The organism is Massilicoli timonensis (genome assembly GCF_900199515.1).
Lineage (GTDB): Bacteria > Bacillota_I > Bacilli_A > Erysipelotrichales > Erysipelotrichaceae > Massilicoli > Massilicoli timonensis.
In genome coordinates this window covers 121,883-136,089 of the sequence record NZ_LT963434.1, presented here as the reverse complement: position 1 = coordinate 136,089, position 14,207 = coordinate 121,883, and the positions used below count along the sequence as shown (strand labels likewise).

Below are 14,207 nucleotides of genomic sequence, written 5' to 3'. Positions count from 1 at the left end.
ATCTATAAATCGTAAGTGTAAAGCAAAAGTGCGCTCCCTTTTATAATAGGCAACCCCCAGTATAGGCGCCGCTGTAATAGCGTGCTGTTAATGAACGCTTTGATCGTGTCATCGCATGGTTCGATCCATTGCAGGAGCATAGTTTTTTCAAATAAGCAGCGTTTTGAAAACGCTTTGTTTGAAAGCATCAGATCGCCCATGCTGCAAACATTTCTCCTTTTTCTTCAGTAAGACAACGCTTCTTAAAAATATAGAAACGCAGAATTTCTTCTGCGCTTCTACCATTGTTTCATCTTATACATTTAATTGAAAGGAAATATGAATAAGAAACAATAATTGAATCTCTGTCGGTTACACAAAAGGAAGGAATGTAATGTCTGACAGAAATTCCTTCTTTATAACATTGCCTAAGTGTTATAAAGAAAAGGGGTGTTAGAATGAAAAAATGATGGTTAGAAGAAGGTGTTTCCTATCTTCTGATTTCATTATAGCACGTTTTTTGAAAAATGAAAGCGATTTCAATATTTTTTATACAATTTCTAAAAGAAATCTATTGAATCGTAAAAATCCTACATATTTTTGCTATGAATTGCCTGTTCCTGCACATAGGCGTCAATGGCAGCCGCTGCTTTTTTGCCTGCTCCCATCGCTAAGATCACCGTAGCGGCGCCGCTTACCGCATCACCGCCCGCGAATACGCCCTGCTTGCTGGTAGCGCCGTTTTCATCGGTAATGATGCCGCCCTTAGCGTTGGTTTCCAAATGCGGCGTGGTTTTATGCAGCAATGGATTTGGCGAAGTGCCGATCGCTACGATCATGCAGTCTGCTTCGATCAAAAAGGCGCTGTCTTTGACTTCCTGCGGCCGTCTGCGTCCGCTTTCATCCGGTTCTCCTAATTCCATGCGGACACATTCCACCGCTTTGATCCAGCCGTTTTCATCGCCGTGGACACAAATCGGATTATGCAACAGATCAAAAATAATGCCTTCTTCTTGTGCATGCTCCACTTCTTCCTTGCGGGCCGGTAATTCATCCATGCTGCGGCGATAGACGATATGCACTTCCGCGCCAAGCCGTCTGGCACAACGCGCCGCATCCATTGCCACATTTCCGCCCCCGACCACGATCACTTTCGATGCGTGCTGGATCGGTGTTTCACTGTCTTGCTGATAAGCCTTCATCAAATTGATACGCGTTAAAAATTCATTGGCGCTGTAAACGCCTTTTAAGTTTTCACCGGGCAGGTGCAAAAAGCGCGGCAGACCGGCACCGCTGGCAAGATAGACCGCTTCATAGCCCTCCTCTTCCATCAGTTCATCCACACTGATGACACGTCCGATCACCATATCGGTCTCAATGCGTACCCCCAGCTGTTTCAAACCTTCGATTTCATGCTGAACGATGGTCTTCGGCAGACGAAATTCGGGAATGCCATAGACCAAGACCCCACCGGCTTCATGCAGCGCCTCAAAGATCGTAACTGCATAGCCTTTCATCGCGAGGTCCTTTGCACAGGTAAGGCCTGAAGGACCGGCGCCGACGATCGCGATCTTATGACCGTTATTCTGTCTTTTTCCATCCATCTGTTTTCCCTTTTGCAGGTGCGCATCTGCCGCATATCGCTCCAATCTGCCGATCGCAACTGCTTCCCCTTTGATTCCCCGCACACATTTGCTTTCACACTGACTTTCCTGCGGACATACCCGGCCGCACACAGCCGGCAGCGCACTGTCTAATGCAATGATGCGATAAGCCTCTTCCTCATTGCCCTTAGCGATCTGTTCGATAAAGCTGGGAATCTGGATCCCGACCGGACAGCCGCTGATGCAAGGTGCATGCGCACAGTGCAGACAGCGCATCGCCTCCTCCATCGCTTCTTCTTTCTTGTAGCCAAGCGCCACTTCTTCAAAATTATGACAGCGGATCTCTGCATCCTGCAAAGACATCGCTGTTTTCGTTAATTTCATATTTGCCATCTTACGCTTCCTTCTTTCCCATTAACTGACAGTATTCTTCCCGCTTTCGCGCTTCAAAAGCACGATATGTCGCGCTGCGGGAAATCGCTTCATCAAAATCAACGAGATGTCCATCGAAATCCGGTCCGTCCACACAGGCAAACTTCACTTCACCGCCGACGCTGATGCGACAGCCGCCGCACATGCCGGTGCCGTCGATCATGATCGGATTCATGGAAACGATCGTTTTTATGCCATAGCGTTTGGTAAGCAATGATACAAACTTCATCATGGCAAGCGGACCGATCGCAATGACTTCATCATAGCGTTCTCCCTGTTCGATCCATTCCCTTAGCACATCGGTTACAAGACCTTTGCGCCCGGTAGAACCATCATCGCTGATCAGTTCATAACGATCGCTCACTTTTGTAAAAGCTTCCTCCAAAATCACCAGATCACGGTTTCGAAAACCGGTAACCGTATGCACAATCGTCCCTTGCTCATGCAGCGCTTTTGCTAAAGGATACGCAATCGCACAGCCGACCCCGCCGCCGATCACCGCCACCTTTTTCAAACCTTTGATCTCACTGGCACTGCCCAGCGGTCCTACAAAAGTAGGCAATGGCTCCCCAACCGAAAGATCCTGTAAACGCATCGTCGTTTTGCCGACGATCTGAAATATAATCGTAATCGTGCCCGCTTCCCGATCATAATCAGCGATCGTAAGCGGGATCCGCTCGCCGTTTTCCTCAGCACGTAAAATGATAAACTGTCCCGGCTGCGCTTTTTTTGCGATCAGCGGCGCTTTGACGACCATTTTCGTAACAGTCGGATTCAGCGATTCCTTTTCCAGTATTTCAAACATCTTCTCTTCCTCTCTTTCCACAATTACACTTAGTAAATCGTATGGCTGCTCATTTCTTTTCAGCACCTGCTTATTTTTATATTTTAGCACAAATCATCACGGAAACAACAAAAAAACCGCAGTGATTGCGGTTATCCTTTCACAAGCTTGATCCGCTGGCGGTAATCGGGCATAAACCCGCCTACCAGCCGGTAGAAGTCATGGGAATGATTCGGCACGACAAGATGTGCAAATTCATGCAAGATCACATATTCAATAAAATCGATCGGATAGTGGATCAAAGAACGATTCAGGGTAATACGTCCTGCCGCAGGATTACAGCTGCCCCAGCGCGTACGCATCTTTCTGATGCGGATCGTCGGCATAGCAATCACATATTGCCCTTTCATACGCCGATACGTAACTTCGGCGATATCCGCAAAAATAATGCGGCAAAGCTCCGTAAGCGCCTGCTCCAGCGCCGTTTCCTCATCCATCTTTGCTTTTTTCGGCACATAAAGATATTCACTGTCATAGCGCAGCGTACCGCTCTTACAGTATTTTACCTTCCGCTCTTTCCCAAGAAACAGCAGTGCATGCGTATTCATGTGCTGCACCGACAGCCGTTTATTGATCTCCTGCTTCTTGCGGCAGATCCAGTCCGCCTTTTCCGATACGAAGCGATCGATATCCTGATGCGCAAGAAAATAGTTGGCGGATACGATGACCGCACCTCCCGCATCGATACGCATATTGATATTTTTCACCTGCTTGCGGACGCACTGATACTCGATCAATCCTTTACTGGTTTCGACAATTCGTTTCTCGCCCTCCACGATCCTGCACCTCGTTTCCTCTAAAAAGCAGTCAAGAAAAAAGGAATCCGCGCAAAGCCAATGCTTCTTCCCTGATCCATGTTTCACGTTTTACTGATCTCATTTCATTCGGTACTGCTGTCATTGCCTGATAACTTTAACATAAGTATAACGCTTTTTCAATCATTTGAATACTGTTTTTCGACTTTTTTTTTTTATTTTACTTGGTAAAAAAACGGGCTTTTATGCTACAATAGAAACGGTGATCCACATGAAAAAAGACAATCCTTTTCCATACAGCGATGACAACAAACGCTATTATACATGGAACTATTATCTCAAACACACCTATCATCAAAAAGTATTCAAGGTGCCTTTAGATGCGGGATTTACCTGTCCGAACCGTGATGGCACAAAGGGGTACGGCGGCTGTTTATTCTGTGGGAGCGCCGGCAGCGGAGAATGTGTAAAAAGCGGGATAGATCTGCAAGAACAATTTGAAGAAGGATTGGCGATGATGCGAAAAAAATGGCCGACCGGCAAAGCAATGGCTTATTTTCAGGCCTTTACCAATACCTATGGCACACTAGAGCAATTAAAGGCATGCTTTACCCCGTTTTTAGAGCGTGATGATGTCATTGCGATCTGCATTGCCACCCGTGCCGACTGTATCAGCGATGAAATTCTTTCTTATCTGGATGAAATGTGTCAGACAAAGGATATTTGGATCGAACTGGGATTACAGAGCGTCTATGATGAAACCGCCCTGGCGATGAATCGCGGACATACTTATGAAGAATTTACCGACTGCATTGCCCGCTTACAAAAAACGCATGTGAAGATCTGTGTGCATTTGATCAACGGTCTTCCTAATGAAACCGAGGAAATGATGATCCATTCCGCAAAAACAGTCGGTGCCTTGCCCATCCATGCCCTGAAGATCCATATGCTGCACTTATTAAAAGGCACCGCCCTTTATGCCCGTTATCAGGAAAAACCGTTTCCTTTGCTAAGTCAAGAGGAATATGTGGAGCTGGTAGTAAAGCAGCTGGAAGTGATCGATCCACATATCATCATACAGCGTTTGACCGGTGATGGAATCGATGCTTTGCTGGCAGCGCCGCTTTGGACCAAACGGAAAGTATGCGTTCTCAATGACATTGATAAACGCATGCGCAGCCTAAACACATGGCAGGGCAAAAAATACAAATAAAGACAAGCGTGTTCTCTTTGCTTGCTTTTTTCGTAAAAAAGATCGTTTCCTTTTTAGGGAAACGATCCGTTTTTATTATTTACAAGTTCCTTTCAGATCCGATTCGACCATTTCTACAAATTCGTCCATCGACATCTTCTGCATGCCGCCGTCAACCTTTTCACCGTCGATTTCCAGTTTGATGATCAGATTAGAACCGTCCAGATCACTTTCCGCCGTTACCGCTTCGCTGTCAGATCCGAATTCATCTGCGATCGAAGTTTCCATCTGTTCTGCCATCATATCTTTGAAAGTTGCTTTATCCTCATCGCTCATATCGTCAAAGTTGATAGAAAAGGCGGTTTCTTCCAGCAATGCATTCATGTCCATGGTAAAATCAAATGTCATTTTCTTGACTTCTTCCTCAGATCCCGTTGCCGTCAGGATAATTTCTACACCATCCATATCCAACATTTTATTGACTTCACAGACTCTTTTTCCTTCTTCGGAATCACCGCCGCCGCCACAGCCGCTCAGCAATTAGATCCCCACTAGCAATGCACTTAACTTTTTCATAAACTTTCACTCCTCTTCGTCATTAAGACTTCCTGATTTTATTGTAACCCTTTTCACATCGTTTTACAAGTAAAATCCCATGATTCTGAATAAATCCTGAAAAGATCCTTCTGCAGCAAGAAAAAAAGGATCTCACGATCCTTATTTGCCACGACGAGCTTTGCGTGCCGCTTCTGATTTCAGCTTACGACGTACGCCCGGTTTTACGTAAAACTCTCTTTTACGAGCTTCAGCAAGGGTTCCGTTTCTTGACACCTGACGCTTAAATCTGCGCAGCGCATCATCAAGAACTTCATTTTCTTTAAGAACTACTTTTGGCATAACTTACCCTCCCTTCTGATGCAAGCAATGATATTATATATAAAAACACGATAAAATGCAATCAATTTTCATAATATTTCATGATTTTTACCACATTTCTCACATATTTAGGATCGATCAAGATTCACTTTCATTACCAAAATAGTAGTGTTTCAGCGCATGACGCGCGGCTTTGTGGTCGCCCATGTAGAACTGTGTACCGTTTTTGCGGTCCATAAATGTTTCATCGCCCTTTCCCAAGATCAAGATCGTATCGGAAACATTAGCGGTTTCAACCGCTGTGCGGATCGCGTCATAACGATCGGCGATAAAGACGCAGTTGGCGTGCCGCATGCCTTTCTTGATGTCTTCGGCGATCTCTTTTGGATCTTCATCACGCGGATCTTCTTCGGTCAGATAGATCAAAGAACTGTACCGATCTGCGATTTCTCCCATCACCGGCCGTTTTTTCATATCCCGTTTGCCGGCGCTGCCAAACACGGAAATGATCTTCCGATCGGAAGGCGTAACCGCTTTGGCATAACTGTATATCTTTTCAAAGCCATCCGGCGTATGCGCATAGTCGACAATGACCAAAAAAGGCTGTCCTTCATCGATGCGTTCCATGCGCCCATCGACTTGTGCCAGGGTATCCAGATAGGGAATCAGATCCTTTAACGCATAGCCGCTTTCACATATGCAGGCAATGGCACAGAGCAGATTGGAGATGTTATAAGTTGCGACCAGATTGGTCGTTACCCGATAAGATTCTTCATGATGGACCAGGGTAAACGTCGTGCTGGTCGGATGCAGTTCGATCTCATCGGCACGATAATCACATGGCTTCGTAATGCCATAAGTAACGACGCGTGCTTCACATTCTTCCCGCAGCGCTTCAAAATGATCATCATCGACATTCAGCACACAAACACCGTCCGCTTTTACCAGATGAAACAGTTTGGCTTTGGCCTGAAAATAGTTTTCGATGGTTCCATGGTAATCCAGATGCTCATAAGTCAGATTGGTAAAGCCGACCACATCGAAATCGACCCCCAGCACTCTTCCCTGCTCTAAGCCATGGGAGCTGACCTCCAGTGCAACATTTTTCATGCCGGCATCGGCCATTTCTTTCAGCACGCCCTGCAGGATCAAACAGTCCGGCGTTGTATGAATCGGTTCTTTGTCCACTTCCCCATAGCGAATGGCAATCGTACCGATATAGCCGCATGGCGAAAAATGATTTAACAGATCACGGATCAGCGTCGTCGTTGTGGATTTGCCATTCGTACCGGTAATACCGAACATCCGCATTTGTCTGCTTGGATAACCGTTGAATTTATCGGCTACCTGATTCATCGTTTCTACGACGTTGGCAACGCGAATATAAGCAACGCCGTTTTGCAGATCATGCAGTTCCTTGCTGTGAACGATACAGACTGCACCGCCGGCGATCGCCTGTTCCACAAAATCATGCCCATCGCAGTTCATTCCTTCTAAGCAAAAATACATACAGCCCTTTTTCACTGCGCGGGAATCAGAACAAAGCGAAGTGATCTTGATATGCGGCGCTTTTTCAAATATTTCTGATAAATACATGGTTAAACCTCCTTCGCATTTCCCATCAAAATGCCCTCTTTTGATAAATGCGTGATCGAAACATCGCAAAATTTAGAAACCAGAGAAGCGTCGGCGCCTACTTGCAGATATTCACTGCTGTGGCCGATCGCAATTCCATCTTGGACGCGTTCAAATAGTACGCTTAAAGTTTTCCCGATAAACTGTTTTTTATAAGCGAGCAGCAGCTCTTCACTGAGCGTTAACAGCGCCTTTGCGCGCGCTTTCTTCACATCGCCCTTAATTTGTCCGTCCATGGAAGCCGCCTTGGTGCCGCTGCGCTTAGAATAAGGAAAGACATGCAGGAAGCTGAACCCCACCCGTTTACAAGTGCACAGCGTTTCCGCAAACGCTTCCTCGCTTTCCATCGGAAAGCCGACGATGACATCGGTACTGATCGACACATCTGGGATTTTCGATCGGATCATTTCGACCCGCTTTTCAAACTGCTGCGTATCATATGGTCTGCCCATGCGTGCCAATACCTCATCGCTGCCGCTTTGTAATGGAATATGCAGATGCCTTGCGATCTTAGGCTCCTTTTCCATAAGCGCGATCAAACGATCGCTGATCTCATTGATCTCAATAGAAGAAATACGGATGCGCTGCAGTCCTTCGATCGTACAAAGCGCACTGATCAGCGTCTCCAGATCCGTGCCGATATCGCGTCCATAGCGGCCGGTATGAATGCCGGACAACACGATTTCACGATGTCCGTTATGTACTAATTCTTCGGCGATGCCAAGCGCCTGCCGCAAAGGAAGCGAACGCTCCGCCCCACGGGTAAAAGGAATGATGCAGTAGGTACAAAATTGATTGCAGCCGTCCTGTACCTTCAAATAAGCACGTGTTTGGTGCTGAAAGCGATGGATCGGCAGCGCTTCAAATGCCCGGATGCTGCGGATCGCTTCGACCACATGCGTTTTGCGATGCATCGTATAGGCATCGTGGATCATCTGCGGAAGCTGATCTTTGTGTGCGGAACCGATCAGGACATCTACCCCTTCCTCGATCAGTTTTTCACTTTCCATCTGTGCATAGCAGCCGACGACCGCAGTCAGCGCATCGGGATTGATCGCTTTGACCCGATGGATCATCTGCCGGCTTTTAGAAGCGGCGGTATTGGTAACCGCACACGTATTGATGATGTAAATATCGGCATATGCCTTGCTTTCAACTTGGGTATAGCCAAGTGCAAGCAGTCCTTCCTCATAGCGCTTTGTTTCATAAGTATTGACTTTACAGCCAAGGGTTATGGTCGCAAATGTTGCCATGTTCATTCTCCTTTATGTTTTTTACGGTGCTGCTTTTCTGCTTTCCTGCGCTTTTTCTCAAGCAGCCGCGCCAACTTCTTTTCCATTTTCGCATCACACAGATGGTATTCCAGTAAATGACGCAAAAAAGCGATCTCATCCGCTTTGCGATAATCCTCCACCAGCAGTAAAAGCGTTTCCCGCTCACATGGTTCACTTGGTTTAAGACAGATCGTTTCCACGATCGTATCGTGCTGGATCAGATAAAGCGTCGTCGTTCTTTTCTCATACAGCACCCAGTCTTTTCCATCATCAAGCAACAGCTCTGCACTGCAGAAATCACTTGCATAAGGCGCATGCCCATACAGATTTCGATGCAGATAAGGCTGAAAGGCATGCTTGAAGCGCTGGTACTGCTTTAAGGCGAACAACACCATTTCCTCGCGGTACAGCTGATTCATACGGCGATCGAACATCGGCAGATAGATCACTTCTCCCTCATAGACAAAGCAGCACATCTGTTCCAGATAGGGCTGTAGATCGACATTGACCTGATGCTTGCGCTGCTGATAGTCAAGATCCTGCCAATAGTCATACATCTTGACATAAGCATCTAAAAACATCTCTTCCAAACACTCTTTATTACAAATGCCTCGATACAAGATCTCCAACTGGTAGTACACAAGATCATCATTGATCTCACGCATCAGATCATATGCTTTCAATTTATCTGTCATCTGCGCCGTAAACACTTTGTTTGCTTTTACTTTTTTTAACGGCGTATAATATTTTTTCGCCAACTTGCGGCATACTTTCTTCATGATCGTTACTCCCATATCGCATACATTTTAATACAATCGTGTCAAATATTCAACAAGTATCATTTTCCCGATAAAAAAGAGCAGGTTTCCCTACTCCATATTGATCAGTTTTCCTTTTTCCGCAAGCGTGCGCAGCTTCTTTACCTCAAACGGCTTCAAACGCCGATATTCGCCCTGGCTCAGATCATCTACCCGCAAAAAGCCAAGCTGCTTGCGATGCAGTCTTCTTACCTCAAATCCCAGCGCTTCCATCATTCGTTTGATCTGGCGATTGCGTCCCTCATAGATCGTCAGATCAAAAGACATCTGATTTTTCTTTTCATCTTTCTCAGTGATCTTTAATTTAGCCGGGAGCGTCTTGATGCCGTCATCCAGCACGATGCCGTTTTGGATCGCCTTCATGTGTTCGCCCTTCAAGATGCCGTTGATCGTCAGGTTATACGTTTTGGCGATATGATAGCGGGGATGGATGATCTGGTTGGCAAAATCACCGTCATTGGTCAACAGCAGCACCCCGCTGGTATCATAATCCAATCGTCCCACCGTATAGATGCGCTGTGGGCAGTCGATCAGCGAAACGACCGTCTTGCGGTCAAAGGCATCTTCGGCCGTGCACAGCGTCTTTTTCGGCTTATTCATCACATAATAAACTTTATCTTCTTTTTGGATCGCCTTGCCGTCTACCGTAATCAAATCTCCTTTTTTGACTTTGAAGCCCAGCTCGTTTACGACTGCATCATTGACGCAGACCCTTCCTTCCAAGATCAGCTGTTCCGCTTTGCGTCTGGAAGTAACCCCGGCAGCGGCGATCACTTTCTGTAATCGTTCCATAATCAATCCTCTTTCTTTTTCTTTTTCTTTATTGTATCGTAAAAAAAGAAAATTGAAAAGATAGGATCGTTTATGCAAAGCATAGCCATGCCAAAAAGATCGCCATGCCCATTCCCGCTATATCGGCAATCAAACCGATCGTAAGTGCATTTTTGATCTTATGCACCTGCACATGGGAAAAGTAAAGAGAGATCACATAAAGCGTCGTATCGGTGGATCCCTGTAAAATAGAGCCCATGATTCCCACATATGAATCGACGCCCTGATTTTGAAACAGATCGACCAGCACGGCAAGGGAAGCACTGCCTGAGATCGGTCGAAACAAGATCATCGGCCACATGGCGGAAGGGACAAAAGGAATATGAGAAAAACACGCGATGAGCGCATCCATCAGCCCGCTCGTCCTTAACAGCGAAATGGCGCACATCATCGCCAAAAGCGATGGATAAACAGATAAGAATAAAGACAGTCCTTCACTTGCCCCTTTCACGAAAGTACTGTAAGCATTCACCCGCTTTCCTAACGCATACAGCATGATCCCTGCCAGAAGCAAAGGCAATATCCAATCAGTCATGATAATTCCACACCCGATCGACAAGCAATCCGACAAATGAGGCAAAGACAGTCGCTATCACCGCATATGGCATAAAGTCCGCTGCCATCTGGGAATGGAAGGATACCCGCAGCGCCAAGATCGTCGTCGAAAACACCGTAACACCGGCAGTATTCAGCACAAGAAATGTCACCATAGAACGAGTAGCAGTGTGTGCACTTTGATTATGCTTCTGCATGCCCTCCATCGCCTTTAATCCAAAAGGGGTTGCTGCCGAACCAAGTCCGAAGAAATTAGCCGATACATTCGCAGCAACATAGCTGAGCGTTTGTTCATCCTCCTTCAGATCAGGCAATAGCCTTCTTAAAAACGGCGCCAGCAGACGTTCCAGCTTCCTTAATAAGCCGCATGCCTCGGCAATGCTCAGCACCCCATTCCAAAAAGAAGTAACGCAGATGAGCGGTAAAACAAAATCAAAAGTTTCCTTGCCCACCTGCAAGATGCTCTCATTGATCATCTGCGCATTGCCGCTTATGAGTCCATAAACGATCGAAGCGCTGATCATCCCCATCCACAGTACGTTCATGACGTTTTCCCCTTTTCCAGTTTCCAGCGATAAAGCAATTTGCTTTCTCCATTGCTTTCTAAGATCATCTCATTCCCCTTACGATATAACTGCACCGAAGGAAGCGCTTCTTCCACGCGCCGGGTGATATAAATATCTTCTTTTACCTGTGCATAACGGTCCATGATCGTATAAGTGCCTTTTTTCAAAATAAGATCTGCGCGATAAGCGTTCAGATATTCCTGATGCTTGGCTTTGTGAAAAGCAAAATCATCATGGTGATCCAGGGTAACCACAGTGATCGCAAGCTGTTCCTTTTTCGCCGTTGTTACCAAAGTGCGCCCAGCCTGTTTTGTAAAACCGGTCTTGCCGCCGACCGCAAAAGGAAAATCAAACAGCAGCCGATTTTTATTTTTCCAGCGAGCGCCCCACGATGTCGTATAATACTTTGATCCTGTGATCTTTTGAAAGTCCTCGTTTTGCATCGCATAGCGCATCAAAAGCGCCATATCGCAGGCGCTGGATACATTGCCGATCCCATCTTCATCCAGACCGCTCGCATTATGAAAGAGCGTATTGCGCATACCGATCGCTTTCGCCTTTTCATTCATCAGTTTCACAAACGCTTCTTCACTGCCTGCCGTATGTTTGGCGATCTCATAAGCCGCATCGTTGCCGCTGCGCAGCATCGATCCATATAGCAGCGCTTCCATACTTACTTCCTGCTGCGGCTTCAAATAGATCGAGGAGCCTGTCGCATGCGCATCAATATCCTTTGAAACCTGCCATGTATCCGTTTGATCACTTTGTTCCAGCGCAACGATCGCAGTCATGATCTTGGAAATCGAAGCAACGCTTTGCGTTTCATCGCCGTTGGCGGCTTCTAGAAGTCTGCCATCAGGATTGGCAATGATGCAATAGCGATCACTTGTGCCTGCGCGCTCTTCGATTGGCATCTGGACCATCATCTGCAACAGCATAGCAAAAAACAGGATTGTCTTCATCGCTTCTTACACCCCTGCTACCAGTAAATGAAAGAATGGGTACGAATAGAACCAAATGGATACACGAAAATGCTTCTCTTTTTACGAAGCAAATGATTTCCGGCAATAAATCCCATAATTTATAGTGAACTATCGCAAAAATAATGTTACAATGTAAAAGACATGTTAAGAATATGTTAAGGAAACGTAAATATTAGGAGGAACGTTTATGCCTGCTGAAGCATTTTCTCTCGCATCGATCGGCTGGGACTATATTGTCGGCGGTCTGGCGCTGTTCTTATTCGGCATTCAGTTTATGGGTGATGGATTAAAGAACTTTGCGGGCGATAAGTTAAAAAGTTATATCGATCGTTATACCAACAAGACTTGGAAAGGCATTTTGGTGGGAACGATCATCACTGTTTTTATTCAGTCAAGCTCGGCCACCAGCTCGATTGCGATCGGGTTTGTTCGGGCAGGACTGATGAAGCTGGATCAATCGATCGGAATCATCATCGGCGCCAATATCGGTACGACGATCACGGCTTTTCTGATCGGTCTGAAAATTGAGGAATACGCTTTGTATTTTATCTTTGTCGGCGTGCTCATTACTTTGTTCGCAAATCGCAAAAAGCATAAATATCTCGGCGAGATCTTACTTGGCTTCGGTATCCTGTTTTTCGGATTGAGACTGATGGGCGATGAGCTCTCTAAGATCGGACAGCTGGACTTTTTTGAAAATATGGCAACAGCCATGGGAAATCAGCCGCTGCTCGGTTTTATCGGCGGTACCGTCCTGACTGCCATCGTACAGTCTTCCAGTGCCACGGTCGGCATCATTCAAAAGATCTATGATTCCGGTGCGCTTACGCTGTATGCTTCCCTGCCTTTTATCTTCGGGGCGGCGATCGGGACGACGATCACGGCGGTATTCGCTTCGATCGGCGGCAGTGCATCAGCGAGACGTGCTGCCTATATCAATGTCGGCTTTAATACTGCCGGCGCACTGCTCTTCTTGCTTTTCTTAAATCCATATGCGCATTTGATCGAATATTTGAGCGCGCAATTTCATTTAGCGCCGATGATGCAAATTGCGATCGCGCATATCATCCGCGCCATCACCATTTCCCTGCTCGCTTATCCGTTCATCAAATGGATGGTCGCACTCTCCCGCAAGCTGATCAAAAGCGATCACAGCGAACAGATCGAACTGGATTTCACCGGGCTGGATCCAACCCTGGCGGCGACTTTGCCGGCAGCGGCGTTAGAAGCCAGTGCGAAAGCGACGATCAAAATGGGCGAACTGGCAATCGACGAGATCAAAGAGACCCAAAAATTCTTCAATACGAAAAGTGGAAAATATCGGGCCAGCGCCGCACAGTTGGAAGACGCAGTCAATACCCTTGACAGCAAGATCACCGAGTATCTGACCAGTATTTCGCATAATGCGGTTTCTCCTGATGACATCGACGCCTTTTTGGGCAACATTCAGGTCGTAAAAAATTTAGAGCGCATCGGCGACATTGCGATGAACTTAAATGAGTTTTACGACATGGTCTATGACGATAAAGGCCTATTCACCGAACAGGCGATGCAGGATGTCAATGAGATGTATGAGCTTATTATCCGCATGATGGATTTCTCGATCGGCTATTTTATGGAACCGGATGAATCTTTGCGGATGGTAATGTCAGAGAAAGAAGATGAACTGGATCTGCTTTTTGAAAAAGCCAAGCGACGTCATTTCGCTCGTATGTCGAAAAATGAGTGCAGCGATCCGATCGCCAGCAGCATCTATGTCGATATTCTCTCTAATTTGGAGCGTATGGGCGATCACACCCACAATATCATCAAGCTGCTTCATGATCCGACCCCGCATCATGAACTGAAAGCAGAAGCTTAAGC

At 46.4% G+C, this 14,207-nt stretch carries 15 protein-coding genes; 2 read left to right on the top strand and 13 right to left on the bottom strand.

Annotation, left to right across the window (positions count from 1 at the left end; all coding sequences use genetic code 11):
- Positions 1-2 precede the first annotated feature (2 nt).
- From C1712_RS12855 to C1712_RS02635, 4 genes are all read right to left on the bottom strand, one after another.
- Positions 3-200, bottom strand: coding sequence for a hypothetical protein (locus C1712_RS12855; RefSeq protein WP_102266561.1), 198 nt, complete (start codon positions 198-200; stop codon positions 3-5).
- A 369-nt stretch (positions 201-569) separates the two neighbouring features.
- On the bottom strand, positions 570-1,976 hold the full coding sequence (gene gltA / locus C1712_RS02645) for an NADPH-dependent glutamate synthase (RefSeq protein ID WP_102266559.1): 1,407 nt from the start codon (positions 1,974-1,976) through the stop codon (positions 570-572).
- Between the two features lies 1 nt (position 1,977).
- A complete protein-coding gene (locus C1712_RS02640) occupies positions 1,978-2,820 on the bottom strand; it encodes a sulfide/dihydroorotate dehydrogenase-like FAD/NAD-binding protein (RefSeq protein WP_102266557.1) in 843 nt (280 codons plus the stop codon).
- 131 nt (positions 2,821-2,951) lie between these two features.
- Positions 2,952-3,722 (bottom strand): M48 family metallopeptidase, encoded by a 771-nt coding sequence (locus tag C1712_RS02635; protein WP_102266555.1) that lies wholly within the window; start codon positions 3,720-3,722, stop codon positions 2,952-2,954.
- A 163-nt stretch (positions 3,723-3,885) separates the two neighbouring features.
- Here C1712_RS02635 and mnmL point away from each other — a divergent pair, with 163 nt between their 5' ends.
- Positions 3,886-4,827: a tRNA modification radical SAM protein MnmL/YtqA gene (mnmL, locus tag C1712_RS02630; RefSeq protein ID WP_102266554.1), complete on the top strand. Its 942-nt coding sequence runs from the start codon at positions 3,886-3,888 to the stop codon at positions 4,825-4,827.
- Between the two features lie 75 nt (positions 4,828-4,902).
- Here mnmL and C1712_RS02625 read toward each other — a convergent pair whose 3' ends face one another.
- The 9 genes from C1712_RS02625 to C1712_RS02585 all read right to left on the bottom strand — a co-directional run bounded on the left by C1712_RS02625 (position 4,903) and on the right by C1712_RS02585 (position 12,323).
- Positions 4,903-5,346, bottom strand: coding sequence for a hypothetical protein (locus C1712_RS02625; RefSeq protein ID WP_102266552.1), 444 nt, complete (start codon positions 5,344-5,346; stop codon positions 4,903-4,905).
- Positions 5,347-5,523: 177 nt separating this feature from the next.
- Entirely contained in the window at positions 5,524-5,703 is a 180-nt protein-coding gene (gene rpsU, locus C1712_RS02620; RefSeq protein ID WP_002609166.1) for a 30S ribosomal protein S21, read from the bottom strand.
- Positions 5,704-5,820: 117 nt separating this feature from the next.
- On the bottom strand, positions 5,821-7,278 hold the full coding sequence (locus tag C1712_RS02615; protein WP_102266550.1) for a UDP-N-acetylmuramoyl-L-alanyl-D-glutamate--2,6-diaminopimelate ligase: 1,458 nt from the start codon (positions 7,276-7,278) through the stop codon (positions 5,821-5,823).
- A 2-nt stretch (positions 7,279-7,280) separates the two neighbouring features.
- Complete coding sequence (mtaB, locus tag C1712_RS02610) at positions 7,281-8,570, bottom strand: tRNA (N(6)-L-threonylcarbamoyladenosine(37)-C(2))-methylthiotransferase MtaB (protein ID WP_102266549.1); 1,290 nt, start codon at positions 8,568-8,570, stop codon at positions 7,281-7,283.
- A 2-nt stretch (positions 8,571-8,572) separates the two neighbouring features.
- Entirely contained in the window at positions 8,573-9,370 is a 798-nt protein-coding gene (locus C1712_RS02605) for a hypothetical protein (RefSeq protein ID WP_102266547.1), read from the bottom strand.
- A gap of 90 nt (positions 9,371-9,460) precedes the next feature.
- Complete coding sequence (locus C1712_RS02600; RefSeq protein ID WP_102266545.1) at positions 9,461-10,201, bottom strand: pseudouridine synthase; 741 nt, start codon at positions 10,199-10,201, stop codon at positions 9,461-9,463.
- Positions 10,202-10,271: 70 nt separating this feature from the next.
- A complete protein-coding gene (locus C1712_RS02595) occupies positions 10,272-10,775 on the bottom strand; it encodes a spore maturation protein (RefSeq protein ID WP_245858042.1) in 504 nt (167 codons plus the stop codon).
- Entirely contained in the window at positions 10,768-11,340 is a 573-nt protein-coding gene (locus tag C1712_RS02590) for a nucleoside recognition domain-containing protein (RefSeq protein ID WP_102266543.1), read from the bottom strand. Before C1712_RS02590 ends, C1712_RS02595 begins: the two co-directional genes overlap by 8 nt.
- The gene (locus C1712_RS02585) at positions 11,337-12,323 is read right to left on the bottom strand and encodes a D-alanyl-D-alanine carboxypeptidase family protein (protein WP_245858041.1); all 987 of its coding nucleotides are present in this window, start codon (positions 12,321-12,323) and stop codon (positions 11,337-11,339) included. Before C1712_RS02585 ends, C1712_RS02590 begins: the two co-directional genes overlap by 4 nt.
- 208 nt (positions 12,324-12,531) lie before the next feature.
- Here C1712_RS02585 and C1712_RS02580 point away from each other — a divergent pair, with 208 nt between their 5' ends.
- Positions 12,532-14,205, top strand: coding sequence for a Na/Pi cotransporter family protein (locus C1712_RS02580; protein WP_102266541.1), 1,674 nt, complete (start codon positions 12,532-12,534; stop codon positions 14,203-14,205).
- Positions 14,206-14,207: the final 2 nt, after the last annotated feature.

Bases quoted from the DNA above. Each gene is read 5' to 3' on its own strand.
- C1712_RS02600 (WP_102266545.1), bottom strand. From the start codon at position 10,201: ATGGAACGATTACAGAAAGTGATCGCCGCTGCCGGGGTTACTTCCAGA.
- mtaB (WP_102266549.1), bottom strand. From the start codon at position 8,570: ATGGCAACATTTGCGACCATAACCCTTGGCTGTAAAGTCAATACTTAT.
- C1712_RS12855 (WP_102266561.1), bottom strand. From the start codon at position 200: ATGGGCGATCTGATGCTTTCAAACAAAGCGTTTTCAAAACGCTGCTTA.
- C1712_RS02615 (WP_102266550.1), bottom strand. From the start codon at position 7,278: ATGTATTTATCAGAAATATTTGAAAAAGCGCCGCATATCAAGATCACT.
- C1712_RS02640 (WP_102266557.1), bottom strand. From the start codon at position 2,820: ATGTTTGAAATACTGGAAAAGGAATCGCTGAATCCGACTGTTACGAAA.
- C1712_RS02595 (WP_245858042.1), bottom strand. From the start codon at position 10,775: ATGACTGATTGGATATTGCCTTTGCTTCTGGCAGGGATCATGCTGTAT.
- mnmL (WP_102266554.1), top strand. From the start codon at position 3,886: ATGAAAAAAGACAATCCTTTTCCATACAGCGATGACAACAAACGCTAT.
- C1712_RS02580 (WP_102266541.1), top strand. From the start codon at position 12,532: ATGCCTGCTGAAGCATTTTCTCTCGCATCGATCGGCTGGGACTATATT.
- rpsU (WP_002609166.1), bottom strand. From the start codon at position 5,703: ATGCCAAAAGTAGTTCTTAAAGAAAATGAAGTTCTTGATGATGCGCTG.
- C1712_RS02585 (WP_245858041.1), bottom strand. From the start codon at position 12,323: ATGAAGACAATCCTGTTTTTTGCTATGCTGTTGCAGATGATGGTCCAG.
- gltA (WP_102266559.1), bottom strand. From the start codon at position 1,976: ATGGCAAATATGAAATTAACGAAAACAGCGATGTCTTTGCAGGATGCA.
- C1712_RS02590 (WP_102266543.1), bottom strand. From the start codon at position 11,340: ATGAACGTACTGTGGATGGGGATGATCAGCGCTTCGATCGTTTATGGA.
- C1712_RS02605 (WP_102266547.1), bottom strand. From the start codon at position 9,370: ATGAAGAAAGTATGCCGCAAGTTGGCGAAAAAATATTATACGCCGTTA.